13 protein-coding genes are annotated in these 16,179 nt (G+C 41.5%); all 13 read right to left on the reverse strand.

The annotated features are described in order from the left end of the window. Window positions 1–7 precede the first annotated feature (7 nt). The 13 genes from QPK24_RS16860 to QPK24_RS16920 all read right to left on the reverse strand — a co-directional run bounded on the left by QPK24_RS16860 (window position 8) and on the right by QPK24_RS16920 (window position 16,100). On the reverse strand, window positions 8–721 hold the full coding sequence (locus tag QPK24_RS16860) for a cytochrome c biogenesis CcdA family protein (RefSeq protein WP_285743120.1): 714 nt from the start codon (window positions 719–721) through the stop codon (window positions 8–10). Between the two features lie 44 nt (window positions 722–765). Then, entirely contained in the window at window positions 766–1,569 is an 804-nt protein-coding gene (locus QPK24_RS16865; protein WP_285743121.1) for a metal ABC transporter permease, read from the reverse strand. Between the two features lie 21 nt (window positions 1,570–1,590). Next, a complete protein-coding gene (locus QPK24_RS16870) occupies window positions 1,591–2,340 on the reverse strand; it encodes a metal ABC transporter ATP-binding protein (protein WP_160033485.1) in 750 nt (249 codons plus the stop codon). Between the two features lie 58 nt (window positions 2,341–2,398). Continuing rightward, window positions 2,399–3,424 (reverse strand): metal ABC transporter solute-binding protein, Zn/Mn family, encoded by a 1,026-nt coding sequence (locus tag QPK24_RS16875; protein ID WP_407082924.1) that lies wholly within the window; start codon window positions 3,422–3,424, stop codon window positions 2,399–2,401. Between the two features lie 227 nt (window positions 3,425–3,651). Beyond that, entirely contained in the window at window positions 3,652–5,652 is a 2,001-nt protein-coding gene (gene metG / locus QPK24_RS16880; protein WP_285743124.1) for a methionine--tRNA ligase, read from the reverse strand. 423 nt (window positions 5,653–6,075) lie between these two features. Next, entirely contained in the window at window positions 6,076–6,327 is a 252-nt protein-coding gene (gene yidD, locus QPK24_RS16885; protein WP_285743126.1) for a membrane protein insertion efficiency factor YidD, read from the reverse strand. A gap of 2 nt (window positions 6,328–6,329) precedes the next feature. Beyond that, entirely contained in the window at window positions 6,330–6,797 is a 468-nt protein-coding gene (locus tag QPK24_RS16890; RefSeq protein ID WP_285743129.1) for a Fur family transcriptional regulator, read from the reverse strand. 159 nt (window positions 6,798–6,956) lie between these two features. Beyond that, entirely contained in the window at window positions 6,957–9,239 is a 2,283-nt protein-coding gene (locus tag QPK24_RS16895) for a stalk domain-containing protein (RefSeq protein WP_285743131.1), read from the reverse strand. A gap of 166 nt (window positions 9,240–9,405) precedes the next feature. Beyond that, window positions 9,406–11,013 carry a response regulator gene (locus QPK24_RS16900; RefSeq protein ID WP_285743133.1) on the reverse strand — a complete coding sequence of 536 codons (1,608 nt, stop codon included), beginning with the start codon at window positions 11,011–11,013 and terminating at the stop codon, window positions 9,406–9,408. Continuing rightward, a complete protein-coding gene (locus tag QPK24_RS16905; protein ID WP_285743135.1) occupies window positions 11,010–12,836 on the reverse strand; it encodes a cache domain-containing sensor histidine kinase in 1,827 nt (608 codons plus the stop codon). Before QPK24_RS16905 ends, QPK24_RS16900 begins: the two co-directional genes overlap by 4 nt. Before the next feature lie 42 nt (window positions 12,837–12,878). Then, the gene (locus QPK24_RS16910) at window positions 12,879–13,706 is read right to left on the reverse strand and encodes a carbohydrate ABC transporter permease (protein WP_285743137.1); all 828 of its coding nucleotides are present in this window, start codon (window positions 13,704–13,706) and stop codon (window positions 12,879–12,881) included. Between the two features lies 1 nt (window position 13,707). After that, on the reverse strand, window positions 13,708–14,592 hold the full coding sequence (locus tag QPK24_RS16915; protein WP_285743139.1) for a carbohydrate ABC transporter permease: 885 nt from the start codon (window positions 14,590–14,592) through the stop codon (window positions 13,708–13,710). A 128-nt stretch (window positions 14,593–14,720) separates the two neighbouring features. Further along, the gene (locus tag QPK24_RS16920) at window positions 14,721–16,100 is read right to left on the reverse strand and encodes an ABC transporter substrate-binding protein (RefSeq protein WP_285743141.1); all 1,380 of its coding nucleotides are present in this window, start codon (window positions 16,098–16,100) and stop codon (window positions 14,721–14,723) included. Window positions 16,101–16,179 lie beyond the last annotated feature (79 nt).

The following is a 16,179-nucleotide window of genomic DNA, read 5'->3' on the forward strand; positions in this document are numbered from 1 at the left end:
AATTGATCTAAATTTTCATCCATTCAGGAGTAATCCGCTGCAGCCAAATGGTGATCTGGATCATTTGATCCGTAAAGAGTAATATCCCCATTAAGATCATGATACTGCCTCCGACTTTCATTAGAATGCCAGAGTACTTCGTAATCCATCTAGTCGTACCTACAAAGAACGCAAGAACGAAAAATGGGACAGCAAACCCTGCCGTATATCCTGTAATTAAACCAATCCACGTGCCCGGCTCAGTCGCAGCAAGAGCTATAATGGCGGCAAGGATGGGTCCTATGCAAGGAGACCAACCTGCAGAAAACCCAATACCAAAAATAAAAGATCCGAGATATCCCGCCGGTTTCCACTTTATATTCATCTTACGATCCTTCATTAGAAATTGAGGCTGAAAAAGGCCAATTAACATCAGTCCCATGACGATGATGAGTACAGCGGATAACATTCGAATCAAATCTTTATACTCGTAAAAAAATTCACCAAAAAGACCTGCTCCAAGTCCCAAAGTATAGAACACAACAGAAAAACCAAGGATAAAAGCAAGGGTGTGACTTAAGGTTCGTAAACGTATTTCTCTCTTATTTTGTTCATTCTTCAGTTGCTGTACAGACAAACCGGTTATGTATGACAAATACGAAGGATACAGCGGCAAGCTGCATGGGGACAGAAACGAAGCTATACCTGCCCCGAAAGCAAGCCACACGTTTACATCAGGCATTGAAGGAACGCCTCCTCATGAGTTAGGGATTCGAACAAAATATCTTAAGCCCGAACCCCTTTTTTCCCAAGCATAATGACAACTAGCAATCCAATTAGCAATAAAACAATGGTTGCTCCTGGTGCCAGATTCCAAATCCCTGCGATCACAAGCCCTGCGATTACAGCAATCTCCGAGATGATAACCGATAAAATAATCGAAGCCCGGAAGCTTTTTGCTAGAAGCAAACTAATGGCTACCGGAATTGTTAATAGCGCGGATACGAGGAGCGCCCCAACAATTTTAATCGCTGTACTGATAACAAGTGCCGTCATAATGGTAAGCAGCATGTTTAGAATTTTTACAGGAAGGCCGGTAACGGCTGCTGCATCTTCTTCAAAACTGAGCAGGAAAAACTCCTTGTGAAATAAAGCAACCACCAAAATGACGATCGCAGTCACAACACCAACAACCATAAGATCGGTACGATCGAGTGTGTAAATGCTGCCGAATAAATAACTCATTACATCCGCGTTGTACCCCCTGCCGAGTGTAAAAAATAAGGAAGCTAGTGCTACCCCGCCTGACATAATGATTGCAATAGATAATTCCGCGTAACTTTTATAAGCTTTTCGTAATTTCTCAATTCCAAAGGATGCAATTACAGCAAAGACAAGCCCTGCCGCAATCGGATAGACCCCGATCAAGAAACCAAAAGCCACACCTGCAATCGTAACGTGAGACAACGTATCTCCAATCATGGAGAGTCTGCGCAGTACTAAGAACAAACCAATCAGCGGTGCGGTGACTCCAATAAGAATCCCCCCGACTAATGCCCGCTGAAAAAAATCACTCGTTAATATTTCCAATCTTCACGACTCCTTTGACACCTATAACACCGAATGTTGCAAATCTGTCTGAACACAATTCTCCAGGTCATGGGAATGACGAACATAAAAGTTGATTTTACCGTTCACTTGCTGAGGTTCGTTTCCAAGGTATCCTTTGATCATTTCAATATCATGCGATACCATCAGGAATGTCATATGATGATGTTTGTGCATGTGAGTAATCAGTTCAAAGAAACTTGCCTGTGTTTCAGCATCAATCCCTACCGTAGGTTCATCTAAAATTAGCAGGTCAGGGTGATTGATCAGCGCCCTAGCCAAAAATGCACGCTGCTGTTGACCTCCGGACAGCTGTCCTATTCTTTTATCCGCCAAATCCTGGATCCGCATCACTTCAAGAGCATCATCACATTGCTGCTTATGCTTTTTCGTCATTTTGCGGAAAATATGTTTGTTATTATAAAGCCCCGAAAGCACCACTTCCCGAACCGTTGCTGGAAAGAGCGGATTAAAAGCATTCTTCTGCGGTACATATCCGATGCGTTCCCAGTCCTTAAATTTAGCGATGGATTGACCGAACAAACGGATCTCACCATCGCCTGGAGGTAACAACCCGACCAGCATGCGCATGAGCGTCGTTTTTCCCGCTCCATTTGATCCAATGACACCAACAAAATCTCTTTCCTTCACTGTGAAGTTCAGATTGTTAATGACCTGCTGCTCACCGTATGAAAAACAGAGATTCTTTATCTCAAGAACCGGATCATGACATATATTATCAGCCTTTTGCATGGTCTTCCTTCCTTCTTCTTAAGCTAACCTTGATACAGTGATCAAGGTTGATCACATTCTATTGTAAAGCTGTTATGAGATTTTGCAAATTTTTCTCCATTAGCGTGAAATAATTATCTCCATTCTCCAACTGTTCTTTTGTAAGTCCCTCTACCGGGTTAAGAACCATGGTTTCTACACCAGCCTCAGATGCAAGAGTTTTTGCCAGTTTATCAGAGACTAACTCTTCAAAGAAAATATAGCGAATTCCTTCTTCTTTCACCAGCTTAGCAAGTTTCACAATATCTTGTCCTGTTGGTTCTGCATCAGGGGAAAGTCCCATAATTGAATGTTGTGTGAGTCCATAATCACGTGCTAAATATCCAAATGCCTGGTGAGATACCACAATTTCTTTTTGAGATACCTTAGAAAGTTGTTCTGTAAACTTGGTATCGAGATCTTCTAGTTGTTGTTTAAGTTCACCATAACGCTCTTCATATCCCGTCTTATGTTCTGGATCGGCTTCGACAAGACTGTTCTTGATGTTCTCTGCCATAACAAGCGCTGACTTTGGACTTACCCAGGTATGAGGATCAATAGAACCATGATTATGTCCATCGTCTTCATGTTGTTCATTCTCATGTGCATGATCATCATGTTCTTCGCCTTCATGTGTATGCTCTTCTTCTTCTGAATCGATTAGATGAATGCCTGCACTTACTTCCACTGCTTTCACATTGGAATCTTTATCTAGACCTTTCAGAAAATTAGGAACCCATGCTTCAAGGCCCGCACCATTATATAAGAACAAACCCGCTTTGGATGTATTCACAATATCTTGACTTCGTGGTGTCCAGTCATGCGGTTCAACACCCGTTGGCAGCAGATTAATCACATTAACATCATCTCCGCCGATCGCCTTCGTAAACTCATAAATCGGATAAAAACTAGTAACTACATTAAACTTGTCCTCTGAGATTTTTCCTTGGGAAGAACTACCCGAATTGCTGCCGCATGCGGATACAATCAGCATCATGATACTGCATAAGGCAACCGTCATAAAAAGCCGTGACCTTTTTGCCGAATTCGTAAGCCTGTTTTTCATTTCATCCACTCCATATTTAAAAAGTTTTATTCTGTTTAATCGTAATCGTAACGATTACTACTAAATAGTAGTATAGGTATCCCTCATTTGGATGTCAATACTTTTTCATATGGAAAAAGCGTCCCCGAAGGGACGCCTCATCCGCATACCGTACTTTTGAAATGACATATATCCTTCATCCTACGAGTATGCTCTTTTTCATTTATTTTATAAGCCCTATAAAAAGCTTACTTCACAATAGCCCCGTTCGGCATATTTTCTGGAACGGTAGCAAGGGTCAGCTGATCGCCGTGTGACGCTGCCAAAATCATCCCTTGAGATAATTCACCCCGAAGTTTCACTGGTTTTAGGTTCGTTACACAGATTACTTTACGGCCGACCATTTCCTCTGGAGTATAGAATTTAGCAATACCAGATACAACCTGGCGCTGTTCGTAGCCAAGATCAAGCTGCAGTTTCAGCAGTTTATCTGCTTTTTTCACCGGCTCGCAAGCAATTACCTGTGCCACGCGAAGTTCCACTTTTGCAAAATCTTCAATTCCGATCTCAGGTAAGCCTTCCGGAGCAGGAACTTCCTTCGCTTCCGTTTCTTTCGCAGCCTCTGGTTTGGATCCGCCTGTCATCGCATTCGCAATATATGCTACTTCCTGCTCTACATCCAGTCTAGGGAAAATTGGCTCTCCTTTACGAAGCTCGTTGCCTTCAGGGATCAGCCCTGCTTGTTTTGTGCTGTCCCAAGCAGTCAGTTCGCCTTCTTCAATACCAAGTTGCTCCCAAATTTTACGCGGTGCTTGCGTTAAGAACGGCTGCAGTAAAATGGACGCTACGCGAAGAGATTCCACAAGGTGAGCCATAACGGAAGCCAGTTCCTCTCTTTTCGCTTCATCCTTCGCCAGAACCCAAGGCTGAGTCTCATCAATATATTTATTGCAGCGGCTAATAAATTGTCCAATCGAAGTAAGGGCTACAGAGAATTCTAAATTCTCCATCGCTTCTTCTACTTTTTGTACCGTCGTAAGTGCCAATTCTTCTATTGTTGCATCAAATGGCGTCACTCCTGAGCGGTATGCCGGTGTTTTTCCATCAAAATATTTATGAACCATCGCTACAGTTCGATTCAAGAGGTTACCTAGATCGTTCGCCAAGTCAGAATTCACACGTTCTACAAAGCTTTCAGGCGTGAAAGTACCATCAGAACCAAATGGGACTTCGCGAAGCAGATAGTACCGTAAGGAATCCAGACCATAACGATCAATCAAAGTAACGGGATCGACTACGTTCCCTTTAGATTTGGACATTTTACCGTCTTTCATAAGCAGCCAGCCATGTGCAAATACTTTCTTCGGCAGTGGAAGATCCAGAGCCATCAGCATAATCGGCCAATAAATTGTATGGAAACGTACAATCTCTTTACTCATGAGATGAACATCAGCCGGCCAGAATTTATCATATAGAGCTGTATCATCAGTACCATACCCGAGTGCAGTGATATAGTTAAGCAGCGCATCAATCCACACATATACGACGTGTTTCGGATCGCTTTTTACTTTTACTCCCCAATCGTAACTTGTACGAGAGACAGCCAAATCTTCAAGTCCTGGTTTGATAAAGTTGTTTATCATCTCATTTTTACGAGACTTCGGCTGAATAAATTCTGGGTTTTGCTCGTAGAACGCTAAAAGACGATCTGTATATTTGCTCATTTTGAAGAAATAACATTCTTCTTTAACAAGTTCTACAGGATGTCCGCTATCTGGGCTTTTTCCTCCAATGATATTACCTTGGTCATCTTTGACTGTATCCACAAGCTGAGTTTCTGTGTAGTACGTTTCATCAGGAATACTATACCATCCTTCATATTCCCCTTTATAAATATCACCTTGCTTAACCAGACGTTCAAATACATCTTGAACAACCTTTGTATGTCTTGTTTCACTTGTACGAATAAAGTCATCGTTAGAAATATCGAGTTTCTTCCATAGATCCTGGATCCCCGCAACAATTTCGTCTACGAATTCAATCGGCGTTTTACCTGCTGCCTGCGCTTTTTGTTCGATTTTCTGTCCATGTTCATCCGTACCTGTCAAATAACGAACGTCATAACCTCTTAGCCTTTTGTACCTTGAAATCGCATCTCCTGCTACCGTTGTGTAAGCATGACCAATATGCAGCTTGTCACTTGGGTAGTAGATTGGTGTTGTGATGTAAAATGTTTTTTTCTCCGTCATTCGTATACCTCCTATAAAATAATTGGTGCTGGCGCCCTGTCATTCTGCAAAAAATACCAGAAGACAATACAAAAAGACCCTCATCCCCTATGGGACGAGAGTCTGTTATTCTCACGTGGTACCACCCAAATTCCCTGGATCCTCACGGATCACAGGCTCAACCGGTTATGTTGTGTCATCAACCGGACCCCATTAACGCTGGAACACGCCACTCCCTTACCTCTTCCTTTGTATACAGAAGACAGCTCGAAAGTGATTCCTCCAGGACCATTTTCCAGTGATCCACAGACCGGTTTGCAGCTTCCCCGGCTCTCTGTACTGCAGATGTTAACTGTACTTATCCCTTCATAAGAAAACATATGAATTTATCAAAATAATACTAAACGAACGCAATCCATGTCAAGGTTATCCATGCCTATTCGGCTATGATGTGGAAGAATCCTGACTTCCTTTTTTGGGTGGAACCAAATCCACGCCTCCTGGATGAAAGGGATGGCATTTCATTATTCGTTTAGCAGAGAGAAATGAACCTTTTACCGCACCATGAACCTCGATCGCTTCTAGTGCATAAGCCGAACAAGTCGGATAAAACCGACAACTCGGAGGTTTCAGCGGCGATATAAATTTCCGATAAAATGTTACAGGTGCTTTTGCAATTGTACGAGTAACCTTCATTTTTACTGACCCTTTGATGAAGCTTGATTCTGATTAGTCTTCGGCGACACTTTGCCAGATACTTGACAGTCTTTACAATAACCAAAGATTTCAAACTTATGCTCCACTACTTGAAATTGATCGGGTGTATCCGTAAGCTGCATTGGACAAAACTCAATTGGAAGCGTCTTCTGACACTGAAGGCAGATCAGATGATGATGATGATGTCCCGAGCTGCAAGAAGCCTTAAATTTCACTCCATCTTCAAAGATAACTTGTTCAAGTACACCTAGTTCCTGCATGACCCTGAGATTTCGATAAACCGTATCAAAACTGAGCCCGCTGTATGTCCGGCCCATATATTCGTATACATCCTTTGGTGACAAATAACCTTCTGTTTCCGCAAAAAGTCTAGCGAGCGTCTTTCGTTGATCCGTAATACGAAGCCCTTGGCTAGACATGGCTTCTATAATCTGATTCGTTGACAGCATGACTTTTACCCTCCCGTCATACCAAATCTGTCTATATCTCTATAATGCCTGAAATGGTGTACCACGTCAACGAACATAGAATCCTCTTTTATTGCTGCAGAAAAAAGAACTCTTTATGATCTAAAGAGTCCTTTTTCCATCCTGCTATTATGTTAATCCTTAATTCTTACTTGGTAATGGTGCTATCAACAGGTTAACGGGAAGGCTGCTTGCCGGTGCTGCTGTGAGTAAAATTTCTACTTTCCGTTCATACTCTCCCGTACGATATAATACGGCCTGTTCATTAGGAGCTCTGACTGCGCCATCTGTATAAAGAGGAGTTATCTCTCCATTGACCATGGCGTAACCCGTATACGTGCCTCCTCTTGGATTAAAGGAAATGAGTGTATTAGGCGCAACGCGCTCCAGCGTTATTTTATAGAGTACTCCAAAGTTACCGGAATTAGAAGCTTCTACACCGACCATCGGATCTATCCCTGACAGATTCGGATCATCGTTATTATCCCCAATCACGAGGCGCTCTGGCTTCTCTCCAAGGCGATCGCTGTAAGTAATCTCCCGGGTTGCATTTGGATAGGTGCCCCGATTATGCACTCCATCCCGGTCCAGAATAGGAAGTCGGTACAGTACCTTCAGCGGATCTGAATTTTCATCAATAATCACGACGTTATACTCAATCGGATAATCACAATACACATCAGACAGTAATGAAATGATCTCCTGCTGCTTCATGCTTGTTTTGCTCATATCTGTCAAGATTAGCTTGCTTTCGCCTGGTTTTAATGTAGTCGCTGTACGTTTTGAATCATCCTGCATCGTGGTAAAGTAACGCTCAACCGCTTTTTTCCCAGCTGCTTGTGCGATAGTGCTTGGTCCAGCAAATCCTAGATTTTCTGTACGCAGAATTGCTGTTGCAGAATTATTGTTTGTCGCTACAACGTACATTTTTACTTTTTTTCCTGTATTATTTTTATGGTGAATTAAGAAACGAGTGTTGCCTACCGCTATATCTTTATATACGATCCCTTCCTTATACACCGTTTCCGGGCTGTTACTGCGAAGTAAGGTGCTCGGATAGTCCGTATACGAATAATTCACTTTTGCCCACGTAGGAACAGTCGATCCATCAAAGGAGAATTTATCTCCAATGGGTGTAAATAACTGATTAAACTCGGTTAACGAATAGAGCGTTTCATTCGTAATGATAATCGTTTTTTGGTAGGTATTAGTTAATCCTTTATTATCCTTTACTGTCAGGCTGATTGTTTTTGGACCTGGTGTGAAAAAGGCAAGTGCATTATTATTCCATTCTGTTTTCACAATAGCTTCATCATCTGAACTTTGATCTGTGTACGTAATGAGTTCGCCCATTTTATATTCTTCTTTATCCGTTACAAACAAAGCTACTGGCGGCTGATTAGGACGCAGGACATTGACTGTAAGTGAATAGGGGTCACTCCAAGTACCACTAGAGTCTTGTACATAATATTTAATCGTAAATCTTCCCGGAGCATCAAATACGTCTTTTTTTCCTTCCCAACGTTCATTTATGATGGACAGACCTTTTGGAGAAAACCCATCTACTTTGTATGTAACAGCTTGTCCTGCATACACTTCAGAAGGTGATATGCTGAAGCTCGCAATTGGTTTTGTAGATAAATTCATAACAATGCTTTTATTAACTACACTATACTTGATCCCAAGTGCTGCCGTGATCGCTGTTAGAGGCACCATAAAGGTATTTTGAGTCTGATATGAAGTTCCTTTCATGGTTTTCGTTACACCGTTAACCTTGTATTTATTACTGTTTGTTTTGAACTTCAGTTCATTATTTCCTTGAATGATGCTCGTTTCTTTCGTGGCTTGGTTATATAAGACCCGGAATCCAACCCGATCAACCAATGCACGAATCGGTACATAAGATACACCATTTTTTACTTGCAACGGCTGGGGTGCATAATAAGTCACACCGTCTTGGACCATTTTTTTACTATTATAATAGAGGATCAACTGACTGCTGCTGCTTTGCGGCTGTACCTCTAGAATATCAGGAACTTCTGGAACCACTGGAGATTCAGGAACCACCGGATTTTCTTCTGTTTGAACAGGAGTCTTCTGATCCTCTGGATTTGATGTAACCTCTTCTACAGTTCCTGTAACCGTTCCTTCTGTGATAACCGTAGTTTCTGTGTCGGCCTCTTCTGTGGCTGTTTCTTTTGTTCCACTGACCGCATCTTCTTTTGGTTCTGTTACACTTGACCCATCCGTTTTCCCTTCCACTTTCATTTCTTTGTTAGCTGGTGCTTCAAGCCGTGATTCTTCCTGAATAATCGAACTTGAAACAGGTTCATCCATACTCATTTCTGCGCTTGCCGTGTATGCTGGTACCACTTGTGAAAATAGAGCTAATATGGTGAGCATCGTTAATTTCTTGAATTTCATTCTCCGACTCCCTCTGTATCTATTTTGTATATATTCCTTATCATGTCATTCTATTAGACGCACCTAGTCCTGAAAAGTTGCTCTTTACTTTACGGGAAACAACAAAAAACAGCATCCTTTGACAGTTACCTGGCATCAAAGAAATGCTGTTTATACGTTTTTTTACTTATTGATTATTATGATCAGCAGTGACCAGTGGATTTGAAGCTGCCATCTCGCGATACTCTGATGGTTTCATTCCATAATATTTGTGGAATACCTTCGAGAAATATCGCCTTTCTCGGTATCCAACTGAAGCGCCAATCGATGCAATACTGCGATCTGTTCTAGCAAGCAGTTTTTGGGCTGATTCCATTCTTTCTTTTGTAATATATTCAACAAATGTCACTCCAAAATGGCTTTTGAACAACTGACAAAAATAGCTGGGGCTAATATTCAATTGATCTGCCATTTCTTCTATGCCCAAATCCTGATCAAGGCGCGAGGCAATATAATCTTTAGCAGAAGCTACCAGTAAACCTGCTGATTTTTTAGGCTGCTCTTCACCGGATCTTTCTGTCAAGGTAAGGGCGAGTTCATATAATTCTCTGAGTGTTAGAGGTTGAAGCATCACATTCCAGAACTTCTCTTCATCCTCCGGCTTTAATAAACGCATCTCATGCATCTCGCGCAGCATATGAACAACCACATAGTGAAAATATTTCACTGCCTTGCCAGGTATCTCTTCGGGTTGAAGACAGATTTTATTATATAGCTGATGTAAAATGTTCGAAATCTCGTCCTTGTTCTGATGCCTAATTCCTAAAGTGAGTCGATCTGACCAAGTACGGGACATCCAATCATTCTCTTCATCTAATACATCCTTACGCATCGTAAGGAGCTCCGAATGTTCCATATGGATCACTGCCTGCTGTGCTTTTCGGTACTGCTCGGCTAGCATTGAGAAGACAACCTCTTCTCCCTCGGAGTATAAACGTACGGACATCCCCGCTACTTCTTCAAACGTTCGTTTCAATTCACATAATCCCTCTTGATTAAAACTTGATCTATTAAAAATAGAGCTTTGCTCAATAACAATGCACCATTCGCCTTCTCTTGTTTGAATGACAATTCCAGGAGGGACAAGCTTCTCCAGTTTCCTTTCTAAAGCTTCGCGCACCTCTTCATGCCAGTTCTTCCGCTCCTCGTCACACCAAAACATGGCTCTGCGAAAATAATCCTGAGCATCCAGAAGGATGAGGGTATACCGATTTTTCTCTTCATGTACTTCAGATTGAGGAATAAGAGGATATGAACTTTTTGACTCGCCAAGAAGTAATTCGAGCAACCATTTCCTCCGAATCCAGTTACTCATTTGTTCCTGCTGTAAAGTTCCTTCCTTTTCCTTCATCTTTTTCTTCATAATATAATCAGCTAACTGGCTGATTGTCTGTTCCAGCTCTATATAATCGATAGGCTTGCATATGTATTCCCTCACTCCCTGCTGAAGGGCAAGCCTTGCATATTCAAATTCCTGATACCCGGTAAGCAGTAAAATTTCAGCTTTTCCATTCCGTTCACGATACTGCTTAATAAATGAAAGACCATCCATGATCGGCATACGAATATCACATAGAATTAAATCAGGGTCAAACTCAGAAATTTGCTCCAGCGCCTCACGGCCCGTTCGTGCAGTTCCAGCAATTTCAATCCCTAATGTTTCCCAGGAAATAAATTCAGTCAGGTTATCCAGAATCGGTTGTTCATCATCTACAAGCAATACCTTTAGATTCAAGGCCGATCCCCCCAATCGTTTTTAGGCAGTATGCACCGTATCACTGTTCCATGACCTTTCGAAGAGCAGATAAAAATCCCATAGTGATCCCCATATTGAATTCGAATTCGATCTGCTACACTTCTCACCCCAAGACCACGTCTTTCAGACATAACCGGGCTTTTTATAATCGCTTTATGATCAGGCCAGTTAGAAGTTTCTTTTAACATATATTCAAATCTGCTAAGAACTTCATTATCCATGCCCAGTCCATTATCCTCCACTTGCAGGATCACTTTCCCCATTTCTTCCCATGCACTAACGTTAATCTTACCTTTATATTCAACTCCTTCAAATCCATGCTGAATGCTGTTTTCCACTAAAGGCTGGAGCGTTAGCTTAAGCATCGGAAAACATTCGAGCCGAGAGGGAATATCCATTTCATATTCAAAAAGATCTGGAAAACGGTACTTCTGAATTTCAAGATAGCTCTTTAGATGTTTAACTTCTTCTTGTAACGTTATTTCTTCTTTTTCTTGAATACTAATCCGCAAAATGCTGCCGAGTCTCGTTACCATCTCGCTCACTTTGCGACCTTCTCCTCGGAGGGCAAGACCATTAATCGATTCGAGTGTATTAAATAGAAAATGCGGCTTAATCTGAGCTTGAAGAACCCTTAGCTCTGCACTTGTTTTTTGCATTTGTTCCGCCTTCACCCTGGAGAATAGGCTGCTTATTTTATCCATCAGATCATTAAATCCTTGGGCTAACAGCTGCATCTCATCATAACCTTTACCTTCCACTCTAGCGCTAAAATCGCCTCGTTCCACTCTGCGCATAAACCTGACAAGCACAGCAATTGTACCTGTAATTCGGTTCATAAACAGAATATTGAACATGAGGGCTGCAAGCAGACAAGCCATGATAATAATGACATACCACTTCGCTAGAACCGTCGTTTCCTGTGATAATGACTTCCAGGAAGTAACCGATATTAAATGCCAAGGAGAATCCTTCATCTGATAAGATGAGACAATACTTTCCCTGCCATCGAATCCTACTTTTAAACTTTCATACCCTTTCGAAAAAGACTTTTCTTGTTCCATCAGTTCTGACATATGCTGACCTTGGTACGTTCTTGAAGGATCATAGACGATGAGTCCATCATCATTTACCATCATAAAATGAGTATCCTGCGCACCGCTCATACTGAGATTTCGAAAAATCCGATCAATTTCCCAATTCTGAATTTGTACTACAAGAATGCCGATGTTTTGGAAATAACTTAGTTCTTTTATTAGTCTGATCTGAGTAAATACAGGTTCGTTTCCTGTGAATTCCGGATATTCAAATGGTGCAATCCACCTAGGAACTCCGTTTAACTGCTTCACTTCATTGTATATGGCATGTTTTTTGAATTCATCAAAAGATAAGGTATTGAAATTTTCCTTTGTAAAAATAGATACAATCCGGTTCCCAGGTGCTGGTTGAAGATTATATAAAAACGCATAACTGATTGCCGGATAATTATATAGAAGACTGCGAAAATTCCGCTGACTTGCATTCAGAGATAATTGATCTCCTTCTCCAAGATTCACTGGATTATCAGCAATAAGAGCCATATGAAAGACGGACGATGCAATTCCATTATCCGTCACATTATTCATCTCGCGAAATACGTTCTCTATGCTGTAGCTGATAGATTTAAGGGAATACTCGGCCTGCTCGCTATATTTTTTCTCAATCGTATGAGAAGTAACGAGAAACGTTCCGATCCCCATCACGCACATGGGAATGACAATGAGAGAAAGAAACGCCATATAAAGTTTCATTCTTAGATTCATTCGGCATTTCTCCCTATATCATCTTTCTCAAACAGTACCCCTTTAGCCTTTCACGCTGCCTGCTGTAACGCCCTCGATAATTTGCTCTTGCAATACAGCATAGATAATAATGACAGGCACTACACTGTATACAATACCTGCGGACATCTGGGCATAGTTCATCTGATATTGATCTCGGAACTGAACCATACCTACTGGAAGCGTGCGGAGCGTGTCTGTAGATAAAAAATAGTTAGCAAGCAAAAACTCATTCCAATTCCCAAGAAAGTTAACAATGAAAACGGTAACAATCGCAGGAATAGTAAGAGGTAAAACTATCCTAGCAAAAATACCAGGAGCTCTCAACCCATCCATGACCGCAGCTTCTTCAATTTCACTAGGAAGTGATCGCATGAATGCCGCTAAAATAATAATAGTGAAAGGCAGCGCATTTGCGATGTAAGGAATGATAAGCGCTAAGTGCGTGTCTAGAATGTTCATTTTTCGTACAAGTAGATAAATAGGCAGCATAAGCGAGTTGTTCGGAATAAGCATGCCAACGAGAATAAGACTGAAGAGTGCTACATTCCATCTGCCGTGCTTCATCCTCGTTACTGCAAAAGCAAACATAGCACCAAGCAGAATGGATATAACCGAAGCTAAGATGGAGATATACATGCTATTGAAAAAATACGTCCCAATCTTGGCGTTCACCCAAGTTTCTACATAGTTAGTAAACACAAATTCTTTTGGAAATCCAAATGGATTTCGTGCAATCTCATTATTATCTTTCTTAACAGAAGAGAAAATAACGAACAAAAAGGGAAATAGAATAACCAGCAAATAACTAAATAAAAAAATATGAGGGATTGATTTTTTTAGTGGGGTCATCTTAGTATTCAATCCTTTCACTACGGCGAGCGATAAACAGCTGATAAAGTGCCGTTAGAATCAGTGTAAAGATAAAGATGAGTACGGCAATCGTGTTACCATAACCGTATTTAAAGTTTGTGATTGCATACTTGATCATATAAGTTGCCAGTACATCTGTGGAGCCTGCCGGTCCGCCTTTGGTCATAACGATAACGATATCCGCAGCTTTCATTGCCCCTGCAATGGATAACATGATCACTACAGAGATGATAGGTTTAATTAAGGGAAGTGTTATAGAAAGCGCACGTTGCAACCGTGTTGCACCATCAATTTCTGCAGCTTCATCCAAATCACGCGGTATAGACAGAATGGCTGCGAGTACCATAATGATATAAAAACCCGTCCACTGCCAAGCATTCGTTAACAGAATAGAGAACATGGCGTACTTTTCATCAGATAACCAGTACAAAGGTTCGATCCCAATGAGGCCAAGCAGCTTGTTTAAGAGGCCGATATTCGGTTCATATATAAACCCCCACAGGATTCCAATGACAGCAGTAGACATAATCGAAGGCAGAAAAACGGCTGTTTTATACAAGCCTTTTAGTTTCTTGACGTTTGCAATTAACAGGGAGAAAAAAATAATAAGCGGTACTTGGATAAAGCAGGAGAATACAATAAACCAACCATTATTCTTCGCTGACTCCCAGAACCGTTCATCTTCGAGGGCTTTCAGATAATTAGAAAAACCTATAAACTTCGGATTTGCGGAAACTCCGTTCCAGCTGGTGAAGCTGTAATAAATGGAACTGAAAATGGGATATATGAAAAACATGAAAAATAAGAGCAGCGCCGGAAAAATAAATAAGATATATACTAGCGGATTACGAAGTGATTTGTTCATGCAAAAACCTCCAATAAACAACCCTGTATTCGGATCTTCTTGATGACCATACGCTATTACTTTCTGCTAATAAGTAAGAAAAACCCCGGACGGCGTCCGGGGTACGTAGCCCTTTGTTTTTCTATCCTTTATTCAACTGCTGAGTTTGCTTCTTCCTGAACTTTTTGCAGATCCTCTGCCATTTTTTCAGGAGTCGTTTGACCACCAATCAGTTTTTGAATTTGGATATTACTAATCTCCGTCGTCACATCAGCCTGAACAAGAGAATCAAATGCCGGGAAAGAGGTTTCAGATGCATTGAGTACGGCTACGATTTCTTTCATCAGATCATCCGTAATATTTTTTGTTAATACCTCTTCATCAAACTTCATCGCAGGCAGTACGCCATCCTCCACCAGACCTCTGATTTGCATCTCTTCATTGTAGAGATTTTTGATAAAGGATTTTACAGCTGCGAGTTTTTGCGGATCTTCTGCTACAGAAGCGGCAAAACCATAACCGTTGTTCACATCACGCATTAGTGATGTTTGGTCCCCTGCTCCACCATCAACAGCAGGTAAGTTAAAGAACCCTACTTTTCCGATCAGTCCTTCACCGGATTGACCTTCTTTAAATACAGAAGATTTCCAGGTACCGTCGTACATTAGAATCGCTTCACCGCTAGTAAACTGAGTCGTGTATTCAGCATATTCAAATCCAAGTTCACCTTTTTTGAAATATCCATTATTAACCCACTCCTGATACTTTCCAAAAGCTTTGACAACCGCAGGATCAGTCCATTTTGCTTCTCCGGTTGCAAATTTGTTTGTCACATCAGAACCCGCGTAGCGAGACCAGAGATGGTTAGTCAGCATAAGCGGGACCCATCCTGCTTTGGATGCACCAGCAAGGGGTACTTTTCCGTCTGCTTTAATATCTGCAAGCTGTTGTTCCAGCTCAGCGAACGTTGTAGGCGCTTTCCAACCTTTTGATTCATAGTACTCTTTGTTATAGAAGAATCCTTCACCGGATCCCCCGATAGGAAGTCCATATACGTTTCCTTCATATATAAACGGTTCTAGCGATGAAAACTTATCTGAGATGCCTAGCTCATCTAAAATTGGAGTCAGGTTAAGCAGCATTCCTTCTTTAGCATATACTTTTGCATCGGGGCTTCCAAAAAGGTCGAAAATATCTGGCGGGTTTCCTGCCGCCATTTCTCCCCGCAGTTTTTCTTTACGGTTTACATCAGAGTCCACGCCATCGAGTGTAAAGGATGCCCCCTCAACTTCTTCTTCTACCTTTTTAATCACATCTTGCAGAATGGCGAGACGTCTTTGCTTGTCAGCCCCAACTTGCGTATGACGCAGTGTCATTTCAAAAGGTTCCGTAGAAGCAGCCGGCGGTGTTTCCCCCGATGTACCTGGGTCGGCAGCGGGTGGTGTTTCTTTACCACTACTACACGCAGCCAGAGTTAGTGATGCAGCAAGCATAATAGACATCATCGTACCAAACTTTTTCTTCAACATTTTATGACCCTCCCCCTAAGTCACTCTGTCCTGGATTAAATTTACATCTGCTTTACAATTTTTATTATAAAACTTTTTA

The sequence above is a fragment of the Paenibacillus polygoni genome (assembly GCF_030263935.1).
In the GTDB taxonomy this organism is placed as follows: domain Bacteria; phylum Bacillota; class Bacilli; order Paenibacillales; family Paenibacillaceae; genus Paenibacillus; species Paenibacillus polygoni.

What these genes read in the sequence shown, in the direction of transcription:
- QPK24_RS16860 (WP_285743120.1), bottom strand. Translation starts at nt 721, where the DNA reads ATGCCTGATGTAAACGTGTGGCTTGCTTTCGGGGCAGGTATAGCTTCG.
- QPK24_RS16870 (WP_160033485.1), bottom strand. Translation starts at nt 2,340, where the DNA reads ATGCAAAAGGCTGATAATATATGTCATGATCCGGTTCTTGAGATAAAG.
- QPK24_RS16875 (WP_407082924.1), bottom strand. Translation starts at nt 3,424, where the DNA reads ATGAAAAACAGGCTTACGAATTCGGCAAAAAGGTCACGGCTTTTTATG.
- metG (WP_285743124.1), bottom strand. Translation starts at nt 5,652, where the DNA reads ATGACGGAGAAAAAAACATTTTACATCACAACACCAATCTACTACCCA.
- yidD (WP_285743126.1), bottom strand. Translation starts at nt 6,327, where the DNA reads ATGAAGGTTACTCGTACAATTGCAAAAGCACCTGTAACATTTTATCGG.
- QPK24_RS16890 (WP_285743129.1), bottom strand. Translation starts at nt 6,797, where the DNA reads ATGCTGTCAACGAATCAGATTATAGAAGCCATGTCTAGCCAAGGGCTT.
- QPK24_RS16895 (WP_285743131.1), bottom strand. Translation starts at nt 9,239, where the DNA reads ATGAAATTCAAGAAATTAACGATGCTCACCATATTAGCTCTATTTTCA.
- QPK24_RS16905 (WP_285743135.1), bottom strand. Translation starts at nt 12,836, where the DNA reads ATGAATCTAAGAATGAAACTTTATATGGCGTTTCTTTCTCTCATTGTC.
- QPK24_RS16910 (WP_285743137.1), bottom strand. Translation starts at nt 13,706, where the DNA reads ATGACCCCACTAAAAAAATCAATCCCTCATATTTTTTTATTTAGTTAT.
- QPK24_RS16915 (WP_285743139.1), bottom strand. Translation starts at nt 14,592, where the DNA reads ATGAACAAATCACTTCGTAATCCGCTAGTATATATCTTATTTATTTTT.
- QPK24_RS16920 (WP_285743141.1), bottom strand. Translation starts at nt 16,100, where the DNA reads ATGTTGAAGAAAAAGTTTGGTACGATGATGTCTATTATGCTTGCTGCA.